17 protein-coding genes and 1 riboswitch are annotated in these 25,644 nt (G+C 73.8%); of the genes, 11 read left to right on the forward strand and 6 right to left on the reverse strand.

What is annotated here, in order from left to right:
• Positions 1–1,107, reverse strand: a 1,107-nt coding sequence (locus AB0910_RS28635) for a peptidase (RefSeq protein WP_366747557.1), incomplete at its 3' end; no start/stop codon positions are given.
• A 383-nt stretch (positions 1,108–1,490) separates the two neighbouring features.
• On the opposite strand from AB0910_RS28635, the gene AB0910_RS28640 reads away from it, so the two are divergent.
• The 3 genes from AB0910_RS28640 to AB0910_RS28650 all read left to right on the forward strand — a co-directional run bounded on the left by AB0910_RS28640 (position 1,491) and on the right by AB0910_RS28650 (position 5,979).
• Positions 1,491–2,813 carry an alanine racemase gene (locus tag AB0910_RS28640; RefSeq protein WP_366747558.1) on the forward strand — a complete coding sequence of 441 codons (1,323 nt, stop codon included), beginning with the start codon at positions 1,491–1,493 and terminating at the stop codon, positions 2,811–2,813.
• Between the two features lie 50 nt (positions 2,814–2,863).
• A complete protein-coding gene (locus AB0910_RS28645; protein ID WP_366747559.1) occupies positions 2,864–4,813 on the forward strand; it encodes a hypothetical protein in 1,950 nt (649 codons plus the stop codon).
• Between the two features lie 95 nt (positions 4,814–4,908).
• Positions 4,909–5,979 carry an alpha/beta fold hydrolase gene (locus AB0910_RS28650; RefSeq protein ID WP_366747560.1) on the forward strand — a complete coding sequence of 357 codons (1,071 nt, stop codon included), beginning with the start codon at positions 4,909–4,911 and terminating at the stop codon, positions 5,977–5,979.
• Between the two features lie 23 nt (positions 5,980–6,002).
• Here AB0910_RS28650 and AB0910_RS28655 read toward each other — a convergent pair whose 3' ends face one another.
• A complete protein-coding gene (locus AB0910_RS28655; protein ID WP_366747561.1) occupies positions 6,003–6,623 on the reverse strand; it encodes an L-threonylcarbamoyladenylate synthase in 621 nt (206 codons plus the stop codon).
• Between the two features lie 386 nt (positions 6,624–7,009).
• Positions 7,010–7,104: riboswitch (TPP riboswitch) on the forward strand.
• On the opposite strand from AB0910_RS28655, the gene AB0910_RS28660 reads away from it, so the two are divergent.
• Complete coding sequence (locus AB0910_RS28660; RefSeq protein WP_366747562.1) at positions 7,096–8,502, forward strand: cytosine permease; 1,407 nt, start codon at positions 7,096–7,098, stop codon at positions 8,500–8,502. (Overlaps the previous riboswitch by 9 nt.)
• A gap of 47 nt (positions 8,503–8,549) precedes the next feature.
• On the opposite strand, the gene AB0910_RS28665 is transcribed toward AB0910_RS28660, so the two are convergent.
• On the reverse strand, positions 8,550–9,482 hold the full coding sequence (locus tag AB0910_RS28665) for a chitinase (protein ID WP_366747563.1): 933 nt from the start codon (positions 9,480–9,482) through the stop codon (positions 8,550–8,552).
• Between the two features lie 300 nt (positions 9,483–9,782).
• Between AB0910_RS28665 and AB0910_RS28670 the strand changes: the two genes are divergently transcribed.
• The 7 genes from AB0910_RS28670 to AB0910_RS28700 all read left to right on the forward strand — a co-directional run bounded on the left by AB0910_RS28670 (position 9,783) and on the right by AB0910_RS28700 (position 21,406).
• Positions 9,783–10,985, forward strand: coding sequence for an aromatic ring-hydroxylating dioxygenase subunit alpha (locus tag AB0910_RS28670; protein ID WP_366747564.1), 1,203 nt, complete (start codon positions 9,783–9,785; stop codon positions 10,983–10,985).
• A gap of 119 nt (positions 10,986–11,104) precedes the next feature.
• Positions 11,105–12,124, forward strand: coding sequence for an LLM class flavin-dependent oxidoreductase (locus tag AB0910_RS28675; RefSeq protein WP_366747565.1), 1,020 nt, complete (start codon positions 11,105–11,107; stop codon positions 12,122–12,124).
• Between the two features lie 146 nt (positions 12,125–12,270).
• Positions 12,271–13,521, forward strand: coding sequence for a chitinase (locus tag AB0910_RS28680; protein WP_366747566.1), 1,251 nt, complete (start codon positions 12,271–12,273; stop codon positions 13,519–13,521).
• Between the two features lie 153 nt (positions 13,522–13,674).
• Positions 13,675–14,610 carry a glycosyl hydrolase family 18 protein gene (locus tag AB0910_RS28685; protein ID WP_366747567.1) on the forward strand — a complete coding sequence of 312 codons (936 nt, stop codon included), beginning with the start codon at positions 13,675–13,677 and terminating at the stop codon, positions 14,608–14,610.
• A gap of 591 nt (positions 14,611–15,201) precedes the next feature.
• Positions 15,202–15,957, forward strand: a complete 756-nt coding sequence (locus tag AB0910_RS28690) for an NAD(P)H-binding protein (RefSeq protein WP_366747568.1) — start codon at positions 15,202–15,204, stop codon at positions 15,955–15,957.
• A gap of 408 nt (positions 15,958–16,365) precedes the next feature.
• Positions 16,366–20,472, forward strand: coding sequence for a discoidin domain-containing protein (locus tag AB0910_RS28695; RefSeq protein WP_366747569.1), 4,107 nt, complete (start codon positions 16,366–16,368; stop codon positions 20,470–20,472).
• A 124-nt stretch (positions 20,473–20,596) separates the two neighbouring features.
• The gene (locus AB0910_RS28700; RefSeq protein ID WP_366747570.1) at positions 20,597–21,406 is read left to right on the forward strand and encodes an SAM-dependent methyltransferase; all 810 of its coding nucleotides are present in this window, start codon (positions 20,597–20,599) and stop codon (positions 21,404–21,406) included.
• A gap of 51 nt (positions 21,407–21,457) precedes the next feature.
• Here the strand turns inward: AB0910_RS28700 and AB0910_RS28705 are convergent, their stop codons facing one another.
• From AB0910_RS28705 to AB0910_RS28715, 3 genes are read right to left on the reverse strand one after another with little or no spacing between them, the layout of a single operon-like run.
• Complete coding sequence (locus tag AB0910_RS28705) at positions 21,458–23,911, reverse strand: glycoside hydrolase N-terminal domain-containing protein (RefSeq protein ID WP_366747571.1); 2,454 nt, start codon at positions 23,909–23,911, stop codon at positions 21,458–21,460.
• 57 nt (positions 23,912–23,968) lie between these two features.
• Positions 23,969–24,940 carry a sugar kinase gene (locus AB0910_RS28710; protein ID WP_366747572.1) on the reverse strand — a complete coding sequence of 324 codons (972 nt, stop codon included), beginning with the start codon at positions 24,938–24,940 and terminating at the stop codon, positions 23,969–23,971.
• Positions 24,937–25,578, reverse strand: a complete 642-nt coding sequence (locus AB0910_RS28715; RefSeq protein ID WP_366747573.1) for a bifunctional 4-hydroxy-2-oxoglutarate aldolase/2-dehydro-3-deoxy-phosphogluconate aldolase — start codon at positions 25,576–25,578, stop codon at positions 24,937–24,939. The genes AB0910_RS28710 and AB0910_RS28715 overlap by 4 nt, the downstream gene beginning before the upstream one ends.
• Positions 25,579–25,644 lie beyond the last annotated feature (66 nt).

Raw genomic sequence — 25,644 nt, forward strand, 5'->3', positions numbered from 1 at the left:
GGTGGCCGCGAGGACACTGCCACCCCGCAGCTGGGAAGCATCGCCCGCCGAACCACCCGCAGAGCCCACCGAGCCGGAACCACCGGTCGAACCGGAACCGCCTGTGGTGCCGTTGCCCGGCGCGGTGCCGGTGTCGACGACGAGCTGGGCGGTGTCGTTGGTCGCGTTGTGGTCGAAGGGGCGGTCGGCGCCGGTGAAGGAGATCGTGCCGGTGCTGCGGCCGACGGCCTTGTCTATGCGCAGGACGAAGGGGTAGCTTTCGCCGCCGTCCGGGTTCACCCAGGACTGCGAGGTACCGCAGCGGTAGTGCGTGGCGCTGACCTTGTCGCAGTAGTCGTGTGCCTTCACCACGGAGGTGCCGGCGGGGATGCGGACGTCCACGGTGGTCACGCTCGTGTCGATGGCGCCCCGCACCCAGGCGGGGCCGAGGTTGGCGAACTTCACCGTCCCGGTGGCCTTGTCGCCGACCGTGCCCTTGGCCTCGGCGCCGGTCAGCGCGAAGTCGGCGGTGTTCTCCGCGCTGACGTCGGCCTGCGCGGACGGGTCGGGGTGGTTCTGGCGGTCGGCGTCGGTGGCGGGCCGCTGCTCCACCAGTGTGAGCGGGGCGCCGGTGCCGGGCACCGGCTCGGAGGAGCCGCCGTCGCCCGGGTCCGGCTCGTCGGTGCTGATCGAGACGCGCAGGTCGTCGTGGTAGGCGCTGCCGAGCGCCTTGAGGGAGAGCGGCCCGTTCGTCCCGTAGACGACGCCCGGTTTCAGTGGCTGCTGGAGGTGGCAGGAGGCGACGTTCGACGCCGGCATCTCGTCGTAGGACGGGACCGTGTAGTAGGTGCAGTTCTTGTATGTCTCGTCGGCCTTCAGGCCGGGCGTCACCGCGTACTGCACGTAGAAGTCCGTGACCTCGTCCGAGCCCTTGTTGAGGAAGGTGGCCGGGGCCATGAAGGAGCTGCCCGGCTGAACTCCCTTGATCGGCTGCATGGTTCCGACTGCGAGGTCCGGCTCCGTGTCGGCGGCGACGGCGGGCGCCGCGGCCAGTGCCAGCAGGGCTGCGGCTGTCGCGGCGGCGGCCGGGCCGAGCGGAGTACGGCGTCGGGGAGCAGAGGCGCGCATGAAGGTCCTTCGGTGGTGGGGTCGTGGGGTCGGGCGGGCGTTCGGCCGCCCTTCACCCCGCAAGACTGCTGTGTTCATGCGACGGTTGTATTTGTAACAGGAATCGTGACGTGACGGGGGGCGGCGGAGGCGTGGAGCCGGGCCGGGGGCGTCGGGGGCTCGTCGGGGTGGGTCGTCGAACCGATGTTCCGGCGGCCGGCAGGGGTCTTCGTGCTGGATGATGGCGGGCCTCAGCTGCGCAAAGGACGTTGCCCATGTCTCGGCACCATTCGTATTCCTGTCAGCATCCTTCTCCGTTACGCCGGGAGGCGGCCGAGCTGATCGGCGCGCCGGCGGCCGTGGTGCCCGGGGCGCTGGGGCCGGCCGCGTCGGCCGGTGGTGATGTGGCGCGTTCGCTTCCGCCGGGGCTGTGGGGGCTGGCGTGTGCGGGAGGCGAGCTCTCCCTGGAGGGGACGGCGCTGGCCGGTCTCGCGGAGCGGTGGGGAAGCCCCCTCTTCGTCGTCGACGGTGCCGCCGTCGAGGAGAACGTGCGGCGCTTCCGGCGGGTGCCGCCGGGCGGCTCCGTGGAGGTCGACGTCTTCTACTCGTACAAGACCAATCCGGTGGTGGAGCTGCTGCGGCGGCTCTCGGGGCTCGGTGTGGGGGCGGAGGTCGTCTCCCCGTACGAGTTGTGGCTCGCACGGAGGCTGGGGGTCGAGCCTTCGCGGATCGTCTACAACGGGCCGGGCAAGACGCCGGCCTTCGCGCGCACGCTGGTCGACAGCGACCTGCTGGTCACCCATCTCAACCACCGTGAGGAGATCGGGGTCCTCGCGCGGGCCGCCGCGGAGCGCGGCAGGCGTACGGCCGTGGGGATCCGGGTGGCCACGTCGGACAGCTGGTCGGGGAAGTTCGGTGTCCCGATCGCCGGGGGGCGGGCCCTGGCGGCGTACGAGGAGGCTCTGGCGTGCGCCTCGCTGCGGGTCGTCGGGGTGCACGCGCACCGTGGGACGGCCATCGAGGACGCGGACACGCTGGTCCGGTTCGTCCGTGAGGTGCTGGAGTTCTGCGACACGCTCCACGCGCGGCTCGGCCTCGACGTGGAGCTGCTCGATCTCGGCGGGAGTCTGGCCGCGCCCACTGTGCTGCCGCTCGACGCCTCCACGCTCCCGGTCGGGGAGCAGGTCGCCGGCAGGCTTTCCGTCGAGGAGTATCTCGGTGTCCTCGTCGGGGAGGTCGAGGCGCACTTCGGGCGGGCCGGGCGTCCGGCGCCGCGGGTGCTGCTCGAACCCGGACGGGCCATGACCGCCGACACCCAGCTGCTGCTGTGCCGGGTCGCCAGCCTGAACGCGGCGGGCCCGGGGCCCGCGCACGCGATCCTGGACGCCGGGGAGAACATCGCGCACATCCTGCACCGCGAGTACCACGAGATCTTCCACACCGGGCGGTGGGGGCAGGGGCCCGCTCTCCCCTATGTGCTCGACGGGCCCACCTGCAGTCCGATGGACCGCCTGCGCGACGCCGTCGAACTGCCCCTGCTGCGGGTCGGCGACACGCTGGCGGTCATGGACGCGGGGGCCTATCTGGTTCCCTTCTCCAACTCCTTCTGCTTTCCGCAGCCCGGCATCGTCCTCCTCGATGGGGGCCGCGAAACGCTGATCAGGCGCCCGGAGACCTACGAGGACATGATCGCCAGGGACCTCGCCGCGGCGGGAGGAACCCTGTGAGCACGGTCCCGGTGTCCGCGTGTACGCCGCCGTCCGGGGAGCTTGTCCGCGTGCTGGACGGGGGCGGTCTGCGGCTGTCGCTCGGGCGCGCGGAGGTGTCGTATCCGGGGGCGGGAGAGCCGGCGCGGGTCGTGGTGGGCGGGCGGGAGGTGCCCGTGGTGGGCGCGCTGCCGGCCGGTGACGGCGCGGTGCCGGTGGTACGCACGGGCGGCGGCACGGTGTCCGCGCTGCCCGCGGGTGACGGTGTGTTCGCGCTGGCCGCCGGGGCTGACGGGGTGGTGGTGTCGGACCGTGCGGCCCGGCTGGCGCTGCTGGTGCCGCGTCACTGCCCGCCCGCGGGGCCCGCGCGGCCGCTGGTCTGGGCGGCCGGGGCAGATCCGCGCCGTGCGGGGTGCTTCCGGGTCACCGTCCACGGTGCGGACGGAACGGCGGGCGCGCCGGACGCGGTGCCCGCGGGCGTGCTGTACGTGGCACAGGCCTTCGGCCATACGACCGGCTGGGTGCCCGCGGTGCACGCCGCCCTCACCGCGCTCCCCCGCCCGCTCGGTTTCACGGCCGCTGTCCCCCGGCGGGAGGACGCACTCCACGCGCAGCGCACGTCCGGGAGTCCCGAACGGCTCCGTGTCGTACCGCTGCGCTACGACGACTCCGCGACGGCGACGATCACCCCCGACGACGTGGCCAATCCGTCGCGTCCCTGGCTCCTCAACCGTGAGGCGGCGCTGTTGTGGGTCGCGGACAACCTGCCGCTCGCCCGGGTCGCCCTGGGGGCTGCCGCCATCGTCAACGACTGCCGGCCCGAGACCTGGATGCTGCACCAACTCGCCGAGTACACACAGGGCAGGGCCGTCGCTCTGCACACCGTGCGGTATGCGTTCGAGGAGTTCCCCCAGCTGCGCCAGCTGGCCGCGCGGGCGGAGGTGTCGCGGCCCCGGGGGCCGGTGGCCGAGGTGTTGGAGGCGTCTGCCGCTGCCCTCCACACGCGGCGGGAGCTGCTGGACGCCCTGCGCGCTTCGGGGACCGACCTGCGGCGCACCCCCTCGGCCGACTTCGAGGGCGCGAGCCGGGACATCATGGCCCGGGTGCCGGCGGACGGCACGATCTGGTACCAGGCGGTCGACTGGCGCGAGCGGCTCGCACTGGAGTCCGGCGCACTGCCCTATGTGGTGGTCCCGCCGCTCGGGCGGGCCAGCGCGCTGCCTCCCGACGAGGCCGCTCGGGTGGCCGGGAGCGTTCTGGCCCGGCGGTGGCCCGCACTGCGCTCGGTGTTCTCCGAGCTGGACGACCGGAGCGTGGCGCTCGTGTCCCAGGGCAACGGCTTCTCGGCGCACAGCCGCAGGCACTGGGCGGGCGTGCTGGCGCTCGCGGCGCGGGTACCGCAGACGCACTTCCTCCTCGCGGGCGGGAGCCGCGAGGACCGGGCGTGGCTCGCGGGCGAGTTGGCGGCCGGGCCACGCGCGAACGTCACACTGCTGGGCTGGGTCAACGAGCACTGGACCACGCTGCTGCGGGCCCTGCGGGCGAAGCCGCGGACGGTCTTCCTCTGCCGTCCCGGCCTCAGCAGCATCGGCGCTGCGCTGGCCAACGGCGTGCCGCCGCTGCTCATGCCGCCGGACCCGCTGGTCGGGCCGGACGGCGGAACGGACCCGGTGACCGCCGAGGTGGCCATGGAACGTGCCCTCTACGCCTTCCAGTTGGAGCGCCTGTACGCGGACAGGTGTGCCCGGCACACGGATTCGCCGCTGCCGGTCCTGGTGGACACCCTCGGCGGCGATACGGAGCGTGCCGCCGCCGCACTGCGGCGGGCATTGGAGCCGGACGTGCAGCTGCGCCGGCTGGCGGCGATCGACGGATACTGCCGCTGGTCCCGTGTGGCGGACCTCATCGCCGGCACGCTCGCCCGTGAGGCCGCGGCAGGCCCGCTGACGGCGCTGGAGAAGCGCCGGGTGCGGGACCGTGAACTCCTGCCCGTACAACCGCCGTCGGAGGTGCGGTCATGATGCCGGCACCGGCGGGCGGGGGCTGTCCGCCACCCGGGAGCCTGGGCCGGCCCTCCGCGGTGCGCGTACGCGACGACGACGCGCCCCGGTGTCCCGTGGGTCCCCGCGACATCTTCGAGCTGGGTCTGTGGCAGATCTGGTCGGATCTGCTGCGGACGGAGGACTTCGGGGTGCGGGACGACTTCTTCGCCCTGGGCGGCGACCGCGAGGCGGCCCGGCGCGTTCTCGCTTCGGCGGCCGCGCGGTTCGCGGTGCCCGCCCCGGCGTACGAGGTGTTTCGCGCGGAGCCGACCGTCGAGGCGCTCGGCTGCCGCCTGCGCGCGCCTTCGCGCCGCCTCTGCGAGGAGCCGGTGGTGACACTGCAGCCGCACGGGACGAAGCGGCCGTTCTTCTTCCTGCCCAACGGCGAGGGCAATGTGTACTACTTCCACGCGCTCGCCCGCCACCTGGGACGGGAGCGGCCCTTCCACGCCCTGCAGACCCGGGGGCTGCACGGTGCCCATCCGCCCTTCGACCGGGTGGAGGACATGGCGGCCGACCACCTCGCGTCGCTGCGCGCCGTGCAGCCCCGCGGCCCCTATCTCCTGGGCGGCCACTGTGTCGGCGCCATGGTCGCCCTGGAGATGGCCCTCCAACTGCAGCGCGGCGGGGAGCGCGTGGTGCTGCTCGCCGCCGTCGACGCGCTGGCGCCCGCCCCCTTCTTCCGGGACGAGATCACCGACATCATCCAGGATCCGTTCGAGGGGCTCGTCTTCTTCGGCCGCGGCTTCGCTTCCTGGTTCGGCCAGGGCATCCCGCTCGCGCGCGAGACGCTCCTCGCGGTGCCGCCGCGGCTGCGGTCCGGGTTCGTCACCCGACTCGCCAGGGAGCGCGGCATGTTCACCCCGGACGAACCCGGCCACCGGGTCGGCCGCATCGCCGATCTCGCCGCCCGCATCTGCCGCAGCCGGTACACGCCCCGGGGCCTGCACACCGGTTCCGTCGCGTTCTTCCGCGCAAGGGACTCCGTGCTGTGCGAGACCGCAACGGGCGGTTGGGGGGACGTCGCGACGCTTCCCCCGCGGGCCCTTGAGCTCCCGGGCGACCACGTCACCCTCCTCATCGAGCCGCACGCCAGGGAGCTCGCCCGCAGGCTGCGGGAGGCGATCGCGGAGGCCGAGGCGTAGCGGGCACTGCGGGTGCCGCGGGGTCACTCGAAAGGGGCCGGGTCGCCCGCTCCGTGGCGTACGACGGCCGGGGCGCCCTCGGAGAAGTCGACGACCGTGGTGGGTTCCGTACCGCAGTCGCCCGCGTCGAGGACGATGTCGACGGCGTGGTCGAGGCGGTCCTTGATCTCCCAGCCCTGGGTCATCGGCTCCTCCTCGCCCGGCAGCAGCAGGGTGCTGGACAGCAGCGGTTCGCCGAGCTCGGCGAGGAGTGCCTGGGCGACGGGGTGGTCGGGGATGCGGACCCCGACGGTGCGCTTCTTGGGGTGCAGGAGGCGGCGCGGGACCTCCTTGGTCGCGGGGAGGATGAAGGTGTAGCGGCCGGGGGTCGCCGCCTTGACCGCGCGGAAGACGTCGTTGTCGATCCGTACGAACTGGCCGAGCTGGGCGAAGTTCTGGCACACCAGAGTGAAGTGGTGCCGGTCGTCGAGCGCCCTGATCGAGCGGATGCGGTCGATGCCCTCGCGGCTGCCCGGGCGACTGCCCAGCGCGTAGCAGGAGTCCGTGGGGTACGCCACGAGGGCGCCGGAGCGGAGGCTGTCGGCGACGCTGCCGATGATGCGCCGCTGGGGGTTTTGCGGGTGCACGTCGAAGTACCTGGCCATGTGCCCACCCTAGGCCGGTCCGTGGGCGACGCGGGGTGCGCCCTCTTCGAGGGTCTGGGTGCCGCGGAATTTGTTGAGGTCGGTCGCGGTGAAGCGTGACGTCGATGACGACCGGCCGTGCGGCGGGCCGCTCGGAGTGGCGCGGCCGGGCTCCGGGTCGCGGCTGCCGAGGTGGACGGTGGCCTTCGGCGACGGGGCTGCGGGCGGTCTCGTGGCCGAGGCCCTTGTGGTTCGCCGAACTGTGGGGTGCGGGTGCCGTGAGGGGGCACGAGGTGTCGCGCAAGGCGGCGCGCCTCGTCCTGCTCGGGGAGGCGCTGTGCGCGGGCGGTGAGCCGTGGGGAAGGGCCGGTTGTCTGGTGCGGCGTGCGGGGCGTTAGGGTGGCACTCCACCGGACACGGGGTGCCCTGCAGCGGGGCTGAGATCACACCCGTCGAACCTGACCCAGCTCGTACTGGCGGAGGGATGTCTCCCATGGCGCGTTCACGTGTGTTCCTGTCCGAGCGGGCGGCCGGGGGCCCCGGGTCCTTCGGCGGGCGTATGCCGTCGGCGGCGGGCGATCTGCGGATCGAGACGCGGGGCATCGCGCCGGTGCCCGAGGAGAACAGGTACGGCAGCGCTTCCCGGCTTTTCAGTGTGTGGTTCGCGCCGAACCTGACGATGACGGGCGTGTTCACCGGGACCCTCGGTGCGGTGCTGGGGCTCGACTTCGCCTCCGCTCTGGTGGCGGTGGTCGTCGGGACGGTGCTCGGGGCGGTGCCCGTCGCGGCGCTCGGCATCTGGGGCAGCAGGACGGGGGCGGGCCAACTGCCGCTCGCGCGGCTGGCCTTCGGCAGGGCGGTAGTGGTGCCGGGGGTGTTGCAGTGGCTGTCGTCGGTGGCGTGGGACGCGCTGGTCGGCCTGTTCGGCGGGGACGCGCTGGCGCGGTTGTGCGGCTGGCCGTTCTGGCTGGGGGTGCTGGTGATGATGGCGGGGCAGGGCCTCGTCGGGGCGCTGGGGTACGAGGCGATCCACCGGCTCCAGAAGGTGATGACGCTGGCGCTCGCCGCGGCGTTCGCGCTGCTGGCCGTGGAACTGCTCGGCGGGGTGCACCCGGCGGCGGTCTCGCACGTGCACGGCGCCGACAGGTTCGGCGCGTTCGTGCTGACGAGCACGGTCGCGCTGAGCCTTTCGCTGTCGTGGGCGCCGTACGCGAGCGACTTCAGCCGCTATCTGCCGCGGGAGACGTCCCGCGTGCGGATGTTCTGGTACACGCTGCTCGGGGTGAGCGTGTCGTTCACCGCGGTGCAGGCGCTGGGGCTGTGGGGCGCTTCGGTGTTCACGGACCAGACGGCGGGCGGGGTGGACCGGCTGCTGGGGGGCGGAGCGCTGGGGGCGTTCGGGCTGCTTGCGGTGGCGTGTGCGGCGCTGTGCAGCAACGCGATGAACGACTACAGCGGTTCGCTGGCCCTCCAGACGGCGGGGGTGCGCCTCGCGCGACCGGTGGCGGCGCTGCTCGCGGCGGCTCTCGGGTTCCCGCTGGTGCTGTGGATGCACGCGGCGGACACGGCGGCCCGGTTCCAGAACGTGCTGCTGTTCGTGGGGTACTGGATCCCGGGGTTCGTCGCGGTGGTGTCGGTGGACTGGTGGGCGCGGGCGCGGGCCCGCGGGGGTGCGCCGCTCGACCTGGGGACGGAGGAGACGGTGCGGGTGCCGTGGTGGCCCGCGGCGGTGGCGTTCGCCGCGGGGTTCTGCGCCGCGGTGCCGTTCATGAACACGTCGGTGTACGAGGGCCCTGTGGCGCGGGCCCTGCACGGAGCGGACCTGGCGTACTACGCGGCGTTCGCGGCGGCGCTCGCGGTGTACGCACCGCTGCGGCTGCGGCGCGCCGCCCGTGGCTGACGCGCCGCAGCGCCCCGGGCGGGTGTCCGCCCCGGGCGGGTGTCCCGTCAGATCTTGTTGAAGATCTTCGAGTAGGCGTAGCCCGTGGGCTTGTCGTACTGGTCGACCTCCCAGAACGACAGTTCCTGGACGCCCTTGTCGGCTGCGAAGGCTTCGAGGGTGGCGGCGTCGGACTGGCTGAAGTTCTCGTCGTCGTCGTTCTGGCCCGCGATGGGCGTCAGGCCCATGCGGGCCCAGTTGTCGGCGGCCGAGCCGCCGTAGAGGGAGCCGAGCTGTCCGACGGTGGCGTTGGCGCCGGACTCGGCGTCCTGGAGGGCGTTCTCACCGTCGCCGAAGTCCATGGTCATGATGTTGACCAGGGTGGTCTTGACGCCCGCCGACTGGGCTCCGGAGAGCATGCCGGTGACGTCGGACGGGAGGCCGTCGGGGTCGACCGCGACGGTCCAGGAGATCTGTACGCCGGGGTTCTGCTGCTGGAGGGCGGCGAGCGCCTGGTCGCGGCGCTGGTTGGCGGCGCTGTCGCCGAGTGCGCCGCCCTCGATGTCGAAGTCGAGGCGAGTGGCGCCGTAGGTGTCGACGACGTTCTGGTAGGCGGCGGTGAGGTCGGAGACCGAGGTGCAGGTCTGGGCGAGCTCCTTGCTGCCCGCGCCACCGAAGGAGAGGGCGACGTCGCCGCCGGAGGAGCGCAGCGCGTTGATCTCGGCGGTGTGGGCGCCGACCGGGTCGCCGCCGTCCTCCCAGTTGAGGGTGCAGCCGGACTGGGAGGTGAGGAAGGCGAGCGTGTAGTGGTCGACGCCTGACGCCTGGTGGTCGGCCGCCATGTCCTTGACGGTGTTGTCGTCGACCTGGAGGTAGGGGGCGGCGTACTGGGCGGGGAAGGAGGCCGCTGCGGCGTGGGCGGTGGGGGCGGCCACGAGGAGGGCGGCGGGGCAGAGGGCGGCGCCGAGCGCGAGGAGGGGGCGGCGGTGGGGTGCGGGCATGACGGCCTTTCGCAGCGTGGGGGGGATGTTAGGAAGGTTTCCTAACCGCTTGGCCCAGGATGCTCCGCTGAGGGACGCGCTCATGTCAAGACTCCCGTCCCACGGGTGGGTAAAGGAACCACCCGCACGGCGGCGTCACCCGCGAGGACGCTCCCGGATCGTGCCGGGCCCGGCCCGGTGGGAGGGTCGGGCGGGGAGAAGCAGGCCGGTGCGCGCGGGCGCCCGGGGCCGCCACGGCCGGTGCGCCGCTCCGTTTGGAGCCGGCCGCTCCCCCACCGACGAACCGCAAGGGAGAAGCGCATGACCGGGACACAGCAGGCGGGCCGGGCCGCGGCCCAGCCGTCCGCAGCCCGCGGCGGACGGCGGACGCGGGCCGCGCGGACCGGCGGGGACCTGCGGCGGATCGGCATCGCGCCCGACTTCTGGTACCCGGTGGCGACCTCACGCAGCGTGCGGCGCGGCCGGGCGCACGCCGCGTCCTTCGCGGGCGAGCGGATCGCGCTGTACCGGGGCGGCAGCGGCAGTGTGTACGCGCTGGAGGACCGGTGCGCGCACCGCCAAGTCCCGCTGAGCATGGGCGTGGTGGAGGGCGAGGTGCTGCGTTGCTGCTACCACGCCTGGGCGTACAGGGGAAACGGCCGCATCTCGCAGATCCCCTACCTGCCGAAGGGCGTCAAGGACGTGCCGCGCGGTGTGCGGGCGTACCCCGCGAAGGAGCGCTACGGGCTGGTGTGGGTCTTCCCGGGCGACCCGGAGAAGGCGGCGAGGGCCCCGCTGCCCGACCTGCCGCAGTTCGCCTCGCCGCGGCACCGCACGATGACCTTCTCGCGCACGGTGCGCTGCCACTACTCGTTCATGCACGAGAACCTGCTCGACATGAACCACCAGTTCCTGCACCGCAGCGTGCTGGGACGCATCCAGCCGACGCTGCTCGGCCACGAGAGCGGGGCCGACTTCGTCGAGGCCCGGTACCTGTTCACCCCGGCCGGGGGCCGCAAGGACCGCGGCGCCGGGCTGCTGTCGGCCGAGGGCATCGGCGGATCCTCGTCGCCCGACGTGATCACGATCCGTACGCAGTACCCCTACCAGACGCTCCAGGCGGTGCCGGAGAAGGCCGACCTGCCCGCGTTCTCGCTCTGGGTGGCGTACGTGCCCGAGGACGCGGAGCAGCGCACCAACCACGCGTACGGCCTGCTGATGATCGAGAAGCCGCGGGTGCCGGGGGCGCTGCACGCCGCCTGGCCGCTGATCCGCCGGTTCACCGAGCGGGTGTTCGCGCAGGACCGGATGGCGGTCGAGGCCGAGCAGAGGGCGTGGGACGAGCAGGGCGGGGACTGGAACCAGGAGGTCTTCCCGCTGATCAAGGACGTGCGCGGGGTGCTGCGCGCGAACGGCGTGCCGATCGAGCCGGGGGCCGCTGTGCACGGTGCGTCGTCGCTGCCCTGCGCGGACGCCGGGGACCGGGCGTGCGCGCCCGCCGCGGTCCGGCACCGCGGGCAGTGAGCCCGGCCCCTTCCCAGGTCACGGGGTGGAGGGCGGCCGCGGGGCGGCGTACGGCACCTGGCAGAATCACGGCCAGCACAGGTGTACGGCGAACACGCCGCTGACATGTGGAGGCCCCCGTGCCACAGACCTCGCGTCCGCTGCGGAAGCTTGGGTTCCTGACCATCGGCCTGTTCGACGGGGCCGAGCCCCGCGCCGGGCACGAGTCGACGCTCGGTGTGATCGAGCTGGGCGAGCGTCTCGGCTTCGACAGCGCGTGGGTGCGCCACCGGCACCTCCAGTACGGCATCTCGTCGCCCGTGGCCGTGCTCGCCGCGGCCACGCAGCGCACGTCGAGAATCGAACTGGGCACCGCCGTCATCCCGTTGGGCTGGGAGAACCCACTGCGGCTCGCGGAGGACCTGGCGACCGTGGACATCCTGTCGGGCGGCCGGCTCAACCCGGGGGTGAGCGTCGGCCCGCCCATGCACTTCGACCGCGTGCGGCACGCGCTGTACCCGGACACGGCAGAGGCCGAGGACTTCGGCTACGGCCGGGTGCGGCGCTTGCTCGGCCTGGTGCGCGGCGAGCGGGTGACCGACTTCCGCGGCACGGAGGGGTTCGAGTCGTACTCGGACCGCGTGGAGCCGCACTCCCCCGGGCTCGGGCGGCGCATGTGGTACGGCGGTGCGAGCCTGCGCTCCGCCCGGTGGGCCGGCGAGCAGGGCATGAACTTTCTGACGAGCAGCGTCGTACGGGCCGAGGAGTCCGCGGACTTCGCGGCGATCCAGCTCTCCCACGTGCGGGAGTTCCGCGCGCACCACCCGCAGGGCGAGCGGGCGCGGGTCTCGCAGGGTCTTGTCGTGGTGCCCACCGACTCGGCGAGCCCCGGGCAGCGCGCCAGGTACGAGGCGTACGCGCGGGAGCGGCTGCCGCGGACCGCGGCCCCGCAGGGGCCCGCCCGCATGCTGTTCGCGCCCGACCTGGTGGGCACGTCGGAGCAGATCGCCGAACGGCTCCACGCGCAGCCCGCGTTCCGCGAGGTCGACGAGGTGGCGTTCGCGCTGCCCTTCACCTTCGAGCACGAGGACTACGTGCAGATCCTCACCGACATCGCCACCCGGCTCGGGCCCGCGCTCGGCTGGTCCCCGGCCGCCTGAGGCGGGCCGGGCACCGCGGGCGGGCGGCCCCGGGCGGGGAGTCGGGCGGCCCGGTCGCGATGCGGGCTCTTGACAGGGGGCCCAGGAGGGCGATTAATGGTCCAGACCATTGACCCTTCCGGTCCCTTATGAAGGGAGAACGGTCCATGCCAGGACCCGTTCGCAGACCCGCCCGCACTCTTCTCGCCGCCCTCGCCACCGGTGCCGCCGCGCTCGGTCTCGCGGTGACCGGCGCCGGCACCGCCCAGGCGGCCACGACCCTGCCCACGCACGTGTTCGCGCCGTACTTCGAGGCGTACACCGGCGACAGCCCTGCGCAGCTCGCCGCGCAGTCCGGCAACAAGTACCTGACGATGGCGTTCCTCCAGACCGCGTCCGCCGGCTCCTGCACGCCGTACTGGAACGGCGACAGCGGCATGCCGGTCGCCCAGTCGGCCTTCGGCTCCGACATCGACACGATCCAGGCGGGCGGCGGCGACGTCATCCCGTCCTTCGGCGGCTACGCGGCGGACAACGGCGGCACCGAGATCGCCGACAGCTGCACCGACGTGTCGCAGATCGCGGCCGCGTACGAGAAGGTCATCACGACCTACGACGTGAGCCGCATCGACCTCGACATCGAGGACAACTCGCTGAAGAACGCGGCGGGCATCGACCGGCGCAACAAGGCAGTGAAGATGGTGCAGGACTGGGCCGCGGCCGCGGGCCGCCCCGTGCAGTTCTCCTACACGCTGCCCACCACCACCCACGGGCTGACCGACGGCACCGCGGGGGACGGCAGCGGCCTGTCCGTCCTCAAGAACGCCGTGTCGAACGGTGTGCGGCTCGACGTCGTGAACCTGATGACGTTCGACTACTACGACAACGCCGCGCACGACATGGCCGCGGACACCGAGACGGCGGCCCAGGGCCTGCACGGCCAACTGGCCGCGCTCTACCCGGCCAAGAGCGACACGCAGCTGTGGAACATGGTCGGCGTCACGGAGATGCCCGGCATCGACGACTTCGGCGCCCCGGAGACCTTCACCACGGCCAACGCCGCCACCGTGTACGACTGGGCGGTCGCCAAGGGCATCAACACGCTGTCCCTGTGGGCGCTCCAGCGGGACAACGGCAACTGCCCCGGCCAGGGCGGCTCCGACTCCTGCTCGGGCACGACCCAGAGCACCTGGCAGTTCAGCCACACCTTCGAGCCGTTCAACGGCGGTGGCGGCAGCACCACTCCGCCCGGCGGCGGATCGTGCCAGGCCGCCGCCTGGCAGTCGTCGGCGGTGTACGTCGGCGGTGACACGGTGTCGTACGGCGGGCATTCCTGGAAGGCCAAGTGGTGGACGACCGGCGAGCAGCCGGGGACCACGGGCGAGTGGGGCGTCTGGCAGGACCTCGGCGCCTGCTGAGCCCGCCCGGCGGCGCCCGGTGAACACCAGGGCGCCGCACGGGCCGGCGGGGCACGCGGCCTTGTGGGGTGTGCGGGGGCGGCGCTTTCATACCTGCGGAGCCCCCCAACCGCGGTCGTCCCCTGCTACCGCGGCTCCACGAAGGAGCGGTTGATGCGCATCAGAAGCCTGTTCCGTACGTTCGCGCTGGTGGCCGCCGTCGGCCTCGGCGCACCGCTGGCCGCGGCCCCCGCGGGCGCGGCACCGCACGCGGCGGCAGCGGCGAGCAAACGGGTCGTCGTCTACTACCAGACGCAGTTCAACGGCGGCGCCTACGTCTCGCCGCGCGCGATGACCGACAACAACACGGGCGTCACCGACGTCGTGGTCGGCGCCATCCACCTCAACGGCGACGGCAGCGTCGCCCTCAACGACGACTCGCCCGACAGCGCGAGGTTCGACCAGATGTGGAGCGACCTGGCGGCGATGCAGGCCAAGGGCGTGCGCGTCGAGGGCATGGTCGGCGGCGCGGCGCAGGGCAGCTTCCAGCGGCTCGACAGCGACTTCGGCACGTACTACCCGAGGTTGAAGAACGTCATCACCACACACCACCTCGACGGCGTCGACCTCGACGTCGAGGAGTCGATGTCCCTGGGCGGCGTGGAGCGCCTCATCGACCAGCTGCACACCGACTTCGGCGCCGGATTCACCGTGACGCTCGCGCCCGTCGCGACCGCGCTCAACGGCGGCGGCAACCTCTCCGGCTTCAGCTACGACGCCCTCTACCGCGACCGGGCTTCGTCGATCAGCTGGTTCAACACGCAGTTCTACTGCGGCTGGGGCAGCCTCTCCAGCACCAGCGGCTACGACGGGATCATCCAGCACGGCGTCGTACCCGCGTCCAAGGTGGTGGCGGGCACCCTCACCAACGCGGCGAACTGCGGCAGCGGTTACGTGCCCATGGACACGCTGACCGCCACCGTCTCCTCCCTCGCGGGGAAGTACTCCGGCTTCGGCGGTGTGGCCGGCTGGGAGTACTTCAACTCCGACCCGGGCGGCACGGCCGCGCCGTGGCAGTGGGCGGCGAAGATGTCGGCCGCGATGCGCTGACCCGGCCCCCACCGGCCGGCGCAGGTGATCCGGCCGCGCCCCGCCCGGTGCCCGCGCCCGTCCCGCGCGGGCCTCACCGGCGGGGGCGCGGCCGTGTCCGTGCTTCGGCGGGACCGGGGACTGCGAGAGCGGCAGCCGCCGCGGCGAAGAAGCCGAGGACGACCACATTGAGCACCTGGTCGGCCGTGCCGTACGTGTCCAGGAGCCGCAGGTGGTGGACGAGACGAGGTGCGGGACGCTGAAGACCAGCCAGGCCAGGCCCGTCACCGCGGTCGGCCGCCGGTCGCCGGCCCACCGGGCCGCGCAGCAGCTCAGGGCGGCGAGCGCCAGGTAGAGCGCGCCGGTGTCCTTGGCGAGGTGCTCGTTGTACGGGCCGAGCACGGGCAGCCGGTGCAGCCGCCGAGGGCGGCGAGGACGAGGAGCAGCACGCGGCGTGCGGAGACGTTCATGCCCGTGGGACGACGCGGAGCGCCGGAGTGTGACGGCCGGCGGGGCCCTGCCACCCGTACGGCCGCACCGTGTCACATCCCGTACGGGTACGTCGTCCCTTGCGGGAGGCCGAATGACCGACGTATCCGAAAGGCACATGTCATGCGTATCGCAGTCGCCGGCGGGACCGGCTGGGCGGGCAAGCTCGTGGTGGCCGCCGTCTCCGCCGCCGGGCACGAGCCGAGAGTGCTCTCCAGGTCCGCCGGGGTGGACCTGACCACAGGCCGGGGCCTGGCCGCAGCGCTCGACGGCGTGTCGCGCGTCGTGGACGCGAGCAATGTGACGACCACGAGCAGGTCGAAGTCCATGGCGTTCTTCGGGGCGGCGACCGGGCACCTGCTGCGCGCGGAGGAGGCGGCGGGGGTCGCCCACCACGTGGCGCTCTCCATCGTCGGGATCGACCGGGTGGGGCTCGGGTACTACGCGGGCAAGCGGCGCCAGGAGGAGCTGGTGCGCGGCGGCGCTGTGCCGTACACGATCCTGCGGACGACGCAGTTCCACGAGTTCGCCGCCCAGATGCTGGCCATCGGAGGGCCGCTCGTCCTCGCGCCCCGCATGCGGTGCAGGCCGGTCGCCGTGCGCGAGGTCGCCGACGAGCTCGTACGGCTCGCCCTCGGGAATCCCCTCGGGTACGCGCCCGAGTTCGCGGGGCCCGAGGTCCGCGAGATGGGCGCCATGGTCAGGCAGCTCCAGCGCGTACGCGGCGGCCGCCGCCCCGTCCTGCAGGTCCGCGCACCGGGCGCCGCGGGGCGCGCCATGGCGGGCGGCGCGCTCCTGCCCCGCGAGGAGGGCCCGCGGGGCACCGAGACGTTCGACGCGTGGGTCGCCGCGGGGACGGGCGGGCGCCGGGGCGGCTGAGCCTGGACGGGACACGCCGGGGCGTCGGTGCCCCGTCCGGCCGGGGGCGCCTTCCGTCGAACGGGCCTGCGTGGGCTGCCTGGGGGCCCGGGGCCGGCGGACGCGTGCCACCGCCGCACCGTCCGGGCCCGCGCGGTGCTCGTGCCCGGCGGGCGCGCGCCGAGCGCGGGCGGCCGGCGTTGACGGCGGGAGCGCGGCTGAAGGCACGGGCGCCGTTGAAGGCGCGGGCGCGGCCGAGGGGCGCCGCCGCCGTGCCGCCCGCGGGGACTTGGCATCCGCCCCCTGGGCGTCTTTCTGCGGCGGGTCTTGACAGGAGACGGACGGAAATAGAGCCTATGGCAACGTTGTCATAGCAACGGGCCGAGAGGCGGAACCCGCCCCTTACTCCCCCGATCGAACGGGCCGCACATGTCAGAGCAGTTGTCGTCGCCTTCGTCGTCGCTGTCATCACGCCCCACCCCCTCCCGCAGGTCCGTCGTCGCATCGGGGACGGTTCTGCTGGCCGGATTCGGGCTCGGGGCAGCCCTGCCTGGCACCGCGTCGGCCGCCGCGCCCCTGGCCGCCTCGGGCGCCGGGCGCGGCGGCGAGCTGGCAGGGGCCCGCCCCGTCGCGGTCTCCTCGACCGCCTACGCGGCCACGCCGGCCGAGTTCGCGGTGGACGGCGTCAACGCGGTCGGGGTCAAGGGCACCGGCTGGCGGGCCGCCGACGGCGATCCGCAGTGGATCAGCGTCGACCTCCAGGCGGTCTGCCGCGTCGGGTCACTGCGGCTCACCTTCGAGGCCACGGCCGACGACCCGCCGTTCACGCCGTCGAGCGGCGCGAACCCCTGGGAGAACACCACCGGGCAGGAGATCCTGTCGAGCTGCGCCGTCGAGTTCACCGTGGAGGTCTCGCGCGACCACCGGTCCTGGACCACCGTGTACGCGACGAAGTCCGGCAAGGGCGGGGTCGTGGACATCGCGCTCGACGAGCCGGTGGCGGCGCGCTGGGTGCGGATGACGGCCACCAGGCGCTCCAACGCCAATCCGCTCGGCCTGAGCGGCTTCGAGGTGTACGGCACCACGTCGGGCCACCGGCCTGAGGCGAAGGGCTGGGCCGACTGGGGCACGCACCGCCACCACGCGCCCGCCCTGGCCGTCGCGGGCGACGGCACCGTGCCGCTGGAGTCCGGCTGGACCCTCACCATGGACGACCGGGCGGGCGGCACGGGCGCAGAGCTGTCGCGCCCCTCGGTGGACACCGGCTCCTGGCTGCCTGCGACGGTGCCCGGCACGGTCCTGGCCACCCTGGTGGAGCAGGGACACCTGCCCGATCCGGTGGCGGGCCTGAACAACCTCCGCATACCGGAGGCGCTGTCGCGCCACTCCTGGTGGTACCGGCGGGAGTTCAGCCTGCCCCGGTCGCTGCGTACCGGCGCCGGCCGCCATGTGTGGCTCGAATTCGACGGTGTCAACCACACGGCCGACATCTGGCTGGGCGGCCACCGCGTGGGCGGCCTCACGTATCCGTTCGCGCGCGCAGCACACGACGTGACCGGCCTCGTCGCCCACGGCGGCGCGCAGGCGCTCGCCGTGCAGGTGTCCCCCATGCCCCACCCGGGCAGCCCGGGCGACAAGGGGCCGGAGGGCCTTTCGTTCGTGGACGCCGGCGCGAACACCATGAACCGCAACTCCCCCACCTACCTGGCCGCTTCGGGCTGGGACTGGATGCCGGCCGTGCGCGACCGGGCCGCCGGCATCTGGAACCACGTGCGGTTGCGCTCCACCGGCCACGCCGTGATCGGCGACCCGCGGGTCGACACCGTCCTGCCCGGCCTGCCGGACACCAGGACCGCCGAGGTGACCGTGGTGGTGCCGGTGCGCAACGCCGACACGGCGGACCACCGGGTCACGGTGACGGCGTCGTTCGACCGGGTGCGGGTCTCCCGCACGGTGGCGGTGCCCGCCGGCGGGTCCGCGGACGTGGTCTTCGCGCCGGACGCGTACCCCGCGCTGCGGCTGCGCGACCCCGCCCTGTGGTGGCCCAACGGCTACGGCGAGCCCGCGCTGCACGACCTCACCCTGACCGCCGAGGTCGGCGGGCGGGAGAGCGACCGGCGCACGACCAGGTTCGGCATCAGGCAGTTCGGCTACGCGTACGAGGTCCCGCTGGCGTTCGCCGCGACCGGCGACTCGTACACGCAGAGCGTCGACGTGGGCAGCCGTACCGCGCGCCATGTGCGGGTGCGGTGCCTGACGCGGGCGACGTCATGGGGCTCGTCGCTGTGGGGGCTCTCGGTGTTCGACGCCGCGGCACCCTCCGTCGACCTGGCGCTGCACAAGGCGGCGACCGCGTCGTCCGTGGACGAGTCCGGCCACGAGCCGGGCCATGTGACGGACGGCGACGCGGCCACGCGGTGGTCCTCGTCCTTCGACGACGACCAGTGGGTGCAGGTCGACCTGGGCTCGTCCGTCGCCTTCGACCGGGTGGACCTGACGTGGGAGCAGGCGTACGCGAAGACGTACGTGGTGCAGACGTCCGACGACGGGAAGACCTGGACCGACGCGAAGACGGTCGACAACTCGGCGGTGCCGCTGCCGTTCAGCAACGGCGACGCGAGCCTGCAGACGGTGGACTTCCCCGCGCGCACCGCGCGGTACGTGCGGCTGTCGTGCGGTGCGCGCGCGACGAGTTGGGGCTTCTCGCTGTGGTCCCTCTCGGTGGTGGACAGCGCGGCGCCCGGCAAGGACCTGGCGCTGCACGGGAAGGCGACGGCGTCGAGCGACGACGGCTCGAACCCGGCGTCGAACGCCACCGACGGGGACGCGGGGAGCCGCTGGTCCTCGGCGTACGAGGACGACCAGTGGCTCCAGGTGGACCTCGGCTCCCCCGTCGCCTTCGACCGGGTCGCCGTCGTGTGGGAGCAGGCGTACGCGAAGACGTACGTGGTGCAGACCTCCGACGACGGGAAGACCTGGACCGACGCCAGGGCCGTCGACAACACCACGGACCCGCTGAAGATCAGCGTGAACGGGGTGCGGGTCTTCTGCCGGGGCGGCAACTGGGGCTGGGACGAGCTGCTGCGCAGGATGCCGGCCGAGCGGACGGACACGGCGGTGCGCATGCACCGCGACATGAACTTCACGATGATCCGCAACTGGGTGGCGACCAGCAACCGGGAGGAGTTCTTCGCCAGTTGCGACGAGCACGGGCTGCTGGTGTGGAACGACTTCCCGAACGCGTGGGGGATGGACCCGCCGGACCACGAGGCGTACAACGACCTCGCGCTCGACACCGTGAAGCGCTACCGCATCCACCCGTGCGTGGTGGTGTGGTGCGGCGCCAACGAGGGCAACCCGCCCGCGGCGATCGACACCGGCATGCGGACAGCGGTGCAGACGCAGGCGCCGGGCATCCTGTACCAGAACAACTCGGCGGGCGGCATCATCACCGGCGGCGGCCCGTACGGGTGGATCGAGCCCGCCGACTACTACCGGCCTTCGACCTACGGCAGCGGCAGTTTCGGCTTCCACACCGAGATCGGCATGCCGGTGGTCTCGACGCCCGAGAGCACGCGGGCCATGGTCGGCGACGAGCCGGAGTGGCCGATCGCGGGCGCCTGGTACCACCACGACTGGAGCACGAAGGGGAACCAGGCCCCGCAGAACTACCGGGCGGCGATCGAGGCACGGCTCGGCGCGGCGACGGGCCTCGACGACTTCTCGCGCAAGGCGCAGTTCGTGAACTACGAGAACACCCGCGCGATGTTCGAGGCGTGGAACGCGCACCTGTGGAAGGACGCGAGCGGCCTGATGCTGTGGATGTCGCACCCCGCGTGGCACAGCACGGTGTGGCAGACGTACGACTACGACTTCGACGTCAACGGCACCTACTACGGGGCGCGTTCGGCGTGCGAGCCGCACCATGTGCAGGCGGACCCGCAGGACTGGCGGGTGCTCGCGGTCAATCACACGCCGACCGCACTGAAGGGCGCGCGGGTGACGGCGCGGCTGTACGACCTCGCGGGCCGCGCGCTGGGGGCCGCGCACACCGGGACGGTGGACGTCGCGGCGGCCGGCACCGCGCCGTCCTTCACGGTGGGCTGGGACGGCGGGCTGCCCGCCCTGCACCTGCTGCGTCTCACGTTCGAGGACGCGCGGGGCGCGGTGCTGTCGCGCAACACGTACTGGCGCTACCGCGACCCGGCCGACATGAGGGCGCTCGGCCGTGCCGGGCGCGCCACGGTCTCGGCGTCGCTCGGGCAGGTGCGGCGCGCCGCGGGCGGGCGCAGGGAGGTGGCCGCGACGGTGCACAACCGGGGTGCGGCGGTGGCCGCGATGGTGCGGCTCTCACTGCTCGACGCGCGCAGCGGCGAGCGGGTCCTGCCGACGCTGTACGGCGACAACTACCTGTGGCTGCTGCCCGGTGAGTCGCGAACGGTGACGCTGTCGTGGCCGGCGGCCGCGCTGCGCTCCGGCCGCCCGGCCCTGCGGACCGAGGGGTACAACGCGGCGCGCGCCCTCACCCGGGGCTGAGGCGGGACCGCGGCGGCTCAGGGCCTGGGACAACGGTCCTGGGCCGCCGTCAGGTATCCGCGGGTGGCGGTGGTCAGTAGGGTCGTGGCAGCGTGCACGACGAACGACCCGGAGGGACACCGCCGTGACCGACCGACCCGTCCGGGCCCCACGCGGCGTCGACATCACCCGGGCCAACGCGGCCCGCATCTACGACTGCCTGCTCGGCGGCTCGCACAACTTCGCCGCCGACCGGGAGGCGGCGCGGGCCGCGCTGCGGCACCTGCCGGGCGCGCGGGCGATCGCCCGGGCCAACCGGGCGGTGATGCAGCGTGCGGTGCGGTTCGCGCTGGGGCTCGGGATCACGCAGTTCCTGGACATCGGGTCGGGGATCCCGACCTTCGGAAGCACCCATGAGGTGGTGCGGGCCGAGCGGCCGCGGGCGCGTGTCGTGTACGTGGACAACGATCCGGTGGCGGTGGCGCACGGCAGGGCCGTCCTCGCGGACGACCCGTACGCCGCGGTCGCCGCGGCCGACCTGCGCGACCCGGTCGGGCTGCTGCGCGACCGGGAGGTGCGGCGGCTGGACTTCGGGCGCCCGGTGGCGCTGCTGCTGGTCGCCGTGGTGCACTTCCTGTCCGACGCCGACCGGCCGGCCGAGGTGATCGCGGCGCTGCGGGACGCGCTCGCGCCCGGCAGTGTCCTGGTACTCACGCACGCCACGCTCGACCACGGTCCCGCGCCGGAGGGGCAGCGGGCGGTGCAGGACGTCTACGCGCGGACGCCGACCCCGCTCGTGCTGCGCAGCAGGGCCGAACTACGGCCGTTCTTCCAGGGGTTCGACCTGGTGGAGCCGGGTATCGTGTCGCTTCCGCACTGGCGGCCCACGGAGCCGGACGAGCCGTTCGACCGGGCGGCGCTGCACGGTCTCGCCGGGGTCGGCGTGAAGCCCTGAGCGGTGGCGCGTCCCGTCCCCGGCCGGGCGCCGGGGACGGGACGCGCCGGATCAGTGCCCGGCGCCGAGGCCGTGCAGGGTGGTGGAGCCGCCGGGCGCGAGGCGCACCGTACGGGTCCGCCCGTGGGCGGCGACGGTGGTCGTGCGGCCGCCGACGCTGCGCAGCACGGCCGTGGTGACGCGGCCGGCGCGCCAGGCCAGGTCGAGGACGAAGCCGCCCCGCACGCCGACGCCGCTGATGTGCCCTGCGGCGGCCCATGCCGACGGGAGGGCGGGCAGCAGGTCGACACGGCCGGGCCGCGAGCGTACGAGCATCTCGGTGACGGCCGCGGGCGTACCGAAGTTGGCGTCGATCTGGAAGATGCTGCGGTCGGCGTCGACCTGGTAGATGTCGAACAGGTTCCGGGCGGTGCCGTTGCTGTTGTCCGTCGAGGGGCGGAGGTTGGTGGTGACGAGGCGGTAGGCGGTCTCGCCCTCGCCCAGCCTGGCCCAGCACAGGGCGCGCCAGGCGTTGGCCCAGCCGTAGCTGTTCATGCCGCGGGCGGTGAGGAGGTTGCGCACGCCGGTGAGGATGTCCTCGGGCGTGCCGTCCTGCCGGATGCGGTCGCCGGGGAACAGGCCGATGAGCGGGGAGAGATGGCGATGTTCGGTCTCGCCGAGGTCGTCGGGCGACATCCACTCCTCGAGCCGGCCCGTCGTGGGGCTGACGCGCGGGAGGTAGAGGCGGTCGCGGAGCGCGGCGACGGTCCGGGCGTACGCGCGGTCGCGGCCGAGGTCGCGGCTGGCGGTGAGGTAGTTGCCGAACAGGGCCCACACGAGTTCCTGCGCGTAGGTGTTGCCGATGCCGTCCTGGGGGCCCTGCTCGGGTGACCAGTCCTTGTCGTCGACGAGGACGTCGCGGCGGCCGCCGGGGGCGTCGGGGTCGTCGACGGTGGTGGTGACGAGGCGTGCGGCCCAGAACGCGCAGGCGCCCTTGAGGAGGGGGTAGATGCGTTCGAGGTGCCGGGTGTCGGCGGTGTAGGCGTAGTGGTCGAAGAGGGTGTTGGCGAGCCAGGCGTTGGCGGCGGGGTGCCACCACCAGCCGGAGCCGCCGTGGATGTTGGTCGAGAAGGCGACGGCCCAGCCCGCGACCTTGCCGGTGGAGTTGCGGAAGCGGTTGCGGGGGTCGTTGAAGGTCCGCGCGGTGACGTCGGTCCAGGACGGCAGCTGGCTGAGGCAGTAGTCGGTGAACGCGTCGAACGCGGTGGGCAGACCCGCCCGGTCGGGCAGCCAGTAGTTCATCTCGATGTTGATGTCGGTGTGGTAGTCGCCCATCCAGTCCGGGTCGTTGCCGTCGAGCCAGAGGCCCTGGAGGCCGGCAGGGACGCTGTCGCGGGAGGAGGCGATCAGCAGGTAGCGGCCGAAGTGGTAGTAGGCCGCCTCCAGTTCGGGGTCGGGTGTGGCGCCGTCGGCGGCGCGGGCGGCGAGGCGGCTCGGTGTGTCGAGGGCTCTCAGGCGGGCGTCGGAGGTGCCGAGCGAGAGGGAGAGGCCGTCGAACAGCCGCCGGTGGTCGGCGACATGGGTGGCGCGCAGCGCGGTGTGCGGCACGCGGGCCGCGGCCCGTGCGGTGCGGGCGGCGAGGGCTGCGGGGTCGGCCGCCGGGTCGCGGTAGCCGTGGGCGGGGTCGGGCGCGTAGTCGGTGCCGCCGCAGAACACGACGGTGAGGTCGGCGCAGTCGGTGAAGGTGAGCCGGCCGCCGCTGACGGCGACGGTGCCGCGGGTGGTGGTGGCGGTGACGGCCGACGCGTAGGCGAGGCCGTTGGCGAAGGCGGCCTCGAAGGTGGCGAGGGGGCCTTCCGCTGGTCCGCTTCCTGTGACCGCCGCGGTGTGTTCGCCGTGGGTGCCTGCGAGATCGACCGTGCCGGTGTAGTGGCCGCCGCCGCTCTGGGTGAGGCTGAGGACGAGGACGTTGTCGGGGTGGCTCGCGTAGACCTCGCGCCGGTAGGCCACGCCGTCGTGGGTGTAGGAGGCGGTGACGAGGCCGTTGCTGAGGTCGAGGGTGCGGCGGTAGTCCGTGATCCGGTCGGCGGTGTGGGCGGGGACGGCGACCGTGAGGTGGGCCAGCTGGGTGAGGGAGCCGAACTCGACGCGCTCGTAGGGAAACTGGCCGTCGTCGTCCAGGGTATCGTTGAGTCCGCCGGTCCAGAGCGTGCCGTCGGTGACGTAGAGCAGGTCGGCGGCGGGGTCGCCGCCGACGAGGGCGCCGATGCGGCCGTTCCCGACGGGCAGCGCCGTCTGGATCATGTCGGCGGGGTCGGCGGGCTCCCGGTACCAGAGGGTCAGGGCGCGGTCCTCGGGGACGCGGGGGTCGCCGTCGGGGCGGCGCGGGGCGGCCGTCGCGGTGAAGGCGGGCAGGCCGGCCGTGGCGAGGGCACCGAGCCCGGCGGCGGCGAGGAAGCCGCGCCTGCTGGGGCCGTGGGGCGGGCGGGGGCGGTGTTCCGGCGTCAGCGGGTCGTGAGAGGTCATGGTGGTGCCTCCTCAGGGAATGCCGTGCGGAAGGAAATGGTGCGTGGGGGCCCGGGTTCAGTGGGCGGTCCAGGTGGCGGGGTCGGCGGCCAGCAGCCGTGCGGTGGTGTCGGGCGGCGGCAGGGTGCCGTGGTCCCCGGTGACACGCAGCGCGGAGGCAGCGGTGAGGTGGCCGCGGCGCAGGGCGGGTACGGGGCCGTCGCCGCGCAGCACGCCTGCGAGGTATCCGGCGGCGAACGCGTCGCCTGCGCCGACGGGTTCGACGACGTCGACGCGGGGCGCGCGGACGGTGTGGCGGCCGTCCGGGGTGTAGGCGGTCGCGGCGCGGTCGCCGTCCTTGACGACGAGGGTGCCGGGGCGCGGCAGCAGGGCGCGTACGCCGTCCGGGGTGAGCCCTGCGCCCCACAGGGCGCGCGCCTCGTCGAGGCCGACGAAGACGAGGTCGGCGCGGTCCGCGAGGGTGCGCAGCACGTCGGAGGCCGGCTCGGGCGCGCCGGTCCACAGGGCGGGCCTGTGGTTGACGTCGAAGCTGACGGGCCAGGGGCGGTCGTCGGCCAGTGCCGCCTCCACGAGGGCGCGGCAGGACGGCGAGAGCGCGGGGGTGATGCCGGTGAGGTGCAGCAGCCGTGCGCCGCCGAGGGCGCCGTCGGCGAGCAGGCCGGGGCCGAGCGCGGCGGCCGCGGAGTCCCCCCGGTAGTAGTGGACGCGGGTCGAGTCGGGGCCCGGGTCCTTGAACAGCAGGCCGGTGGGGCGCAGCGGGTCGGTCCTTACGCCGCTGACGTCGACGCCGCCTGCGGCGACGTGCCGCTTCACGAGGCGGCCGAAGGGGTCGTCGCCGAGCGCGGAGACCCAGCGCGCGGGTATGCCGTGGTCGGCGAGGTAGACGGCGACGTTGGACTCGGCGCCCGCGACGTCGACGCGGAGCAGGCCGGCGCTTTCGAGTGCGCCGACCGGTTCAGGGGCCATGGCGGCCATGGTCTCGCCCAGGCAGACGACGGGCCCGGTCCCGGCCGGCGGCCGCGGGGTCATCCGGCGTCCCGGGTGTACGGGCGTACGACGTCGAGGAAGGCACGGGCGCGGGCGCGCAGCGCGTCGGTGCTGCCGCCGTCCGCGGCGTCGCCGACGAGCGGCGAGCCGACGCCGACCGCCGCGGCGCCGCGGTCCAGGTACGCGGCGGCCTCCTCGGCGCCCACTCCCCCGACGGGCACGAACGGCGCGGTGGGGAACGGCCCCGACAGTGCCTTGAGGTATCCGGGCCCGCCCGCTTCCGAGGCGGGGAAGAGTTTCAGCGCCGCGGCGCCGAGGCGCTGGGCCGTGATGATCTCGGTGGGTGTCATCACACCGGCGAGCACGGGCAGGCCGAGGGCGCGGGCGGCGCCGACGCCGTCGCCGAGGCCGGGGGTGACGACGAAGTCGGCCCCCGCGCGGTGGGCGGCGTGGGCGTCGTCGGCCGTGAGCACGGTGCCAGAGCCGAGTGCGGCGCCGGGGCCGAGTGCGGCGCGGGCGCGGGCGAGGACGCCGAGCGCGTCGCTGCCCGACAGGGAGATCTCGATGAGGCGGACGCCCTCGTCGGCGAGGGCGAGCACCGCGGCGAGCGCGGCGTCCGGGTCGCCGCCCCGGACGATGGCGAGGATGCGGTGGGTGCGCAGCGCGGTCAACAGGTCCACTGGGGCTGGTCCTTACGGCGGTGGGTGATCGGGTGGGGGAGGTGCGGCGGCACGGGCGCGGTCCGC

This window comes from Streptomyces sp. NPDC047002, from assembly GCF_040704505.1.
Lineage (GTDB): Bacteria > Actinomycetota > Actinomycetes > Streptomycetales > Streptomycetaceae > Streptomyces.

Bases quoted from the DNA above. Each gene is read 5' to 3' on its own strand.
- AB0910_RS28685 (WP_366747567.1), top strand. From the start codon at position 13,675: ATGCGCATCAGAAGCCTGTTCCGTACGTTCGCGCTGGTGGCCGCCGTC.
- AB0910_RS28665 (WP_366747563.1), bottom strand. From the start codon at position 9,482: ATGCCCGCACCCCACCGCCGCCCCCTCCTCGCGCTCGGCGCCGCCCTC.
- AB0910_RS28710 (WP_366747572.1), bottom strand. From the start codon at position 24,940: ATGACCCCGCGGCCGCCGGCCGGGACCGGGCCCGTCGTCTGCCTGGGC.
- AB0910_RS28680 (WP_366747566.1), top strand. From the start codon at position 12,271: ATGCCAGGACCCGTTCGCAGACCCGCCCGCACTCTTCTCGCCGCCCTC.
- AB0910_RS28705 (WP_366747571.1), bottom strand. From the start codon at position 23,911: ATGACCTCTCACGACCCGCTGACGCCGGAACACCGCCCCCGCCCGCCC.
- AB0910_RS28655 (WP_366747561.1), bottom strand. From the start codon at position 6,623: ATGGCCAGGTACTTCGACGTGCACCCGCAAAACCCCCAGCGGCGCATC.
- AB0910_RS28690 (WP_366747568.1), top strand. From the start codon at position 15,202: ATGCGTATCGCAGTCGCCGGCGGGACCGGCTGGGCGGGCAAGCTCGTG.
- AB0910_RS28695 (WP_366747569.1), top strand. From the start codon at position 16,366: ATGTCAGAGCAGTTGTCGTCGCCTTCGTCGTCGCTGTCATCACGCCCC.
- AB0910_RS28660 (WP_366747562.1), top strand. From the start codon at position 7,096: ATGGCGCGTTCACGTGTGTTCCTGTCCGAGCGGGCGGCCGGGGGCCCC.
- AB0910_RS28670 (WP_366747564.1), top strand. From the start codon at position 9,783: ATGACCGGGACACAGCAGGCGGGCCGGGCCGCGGCCCAGCCGTCCGCA.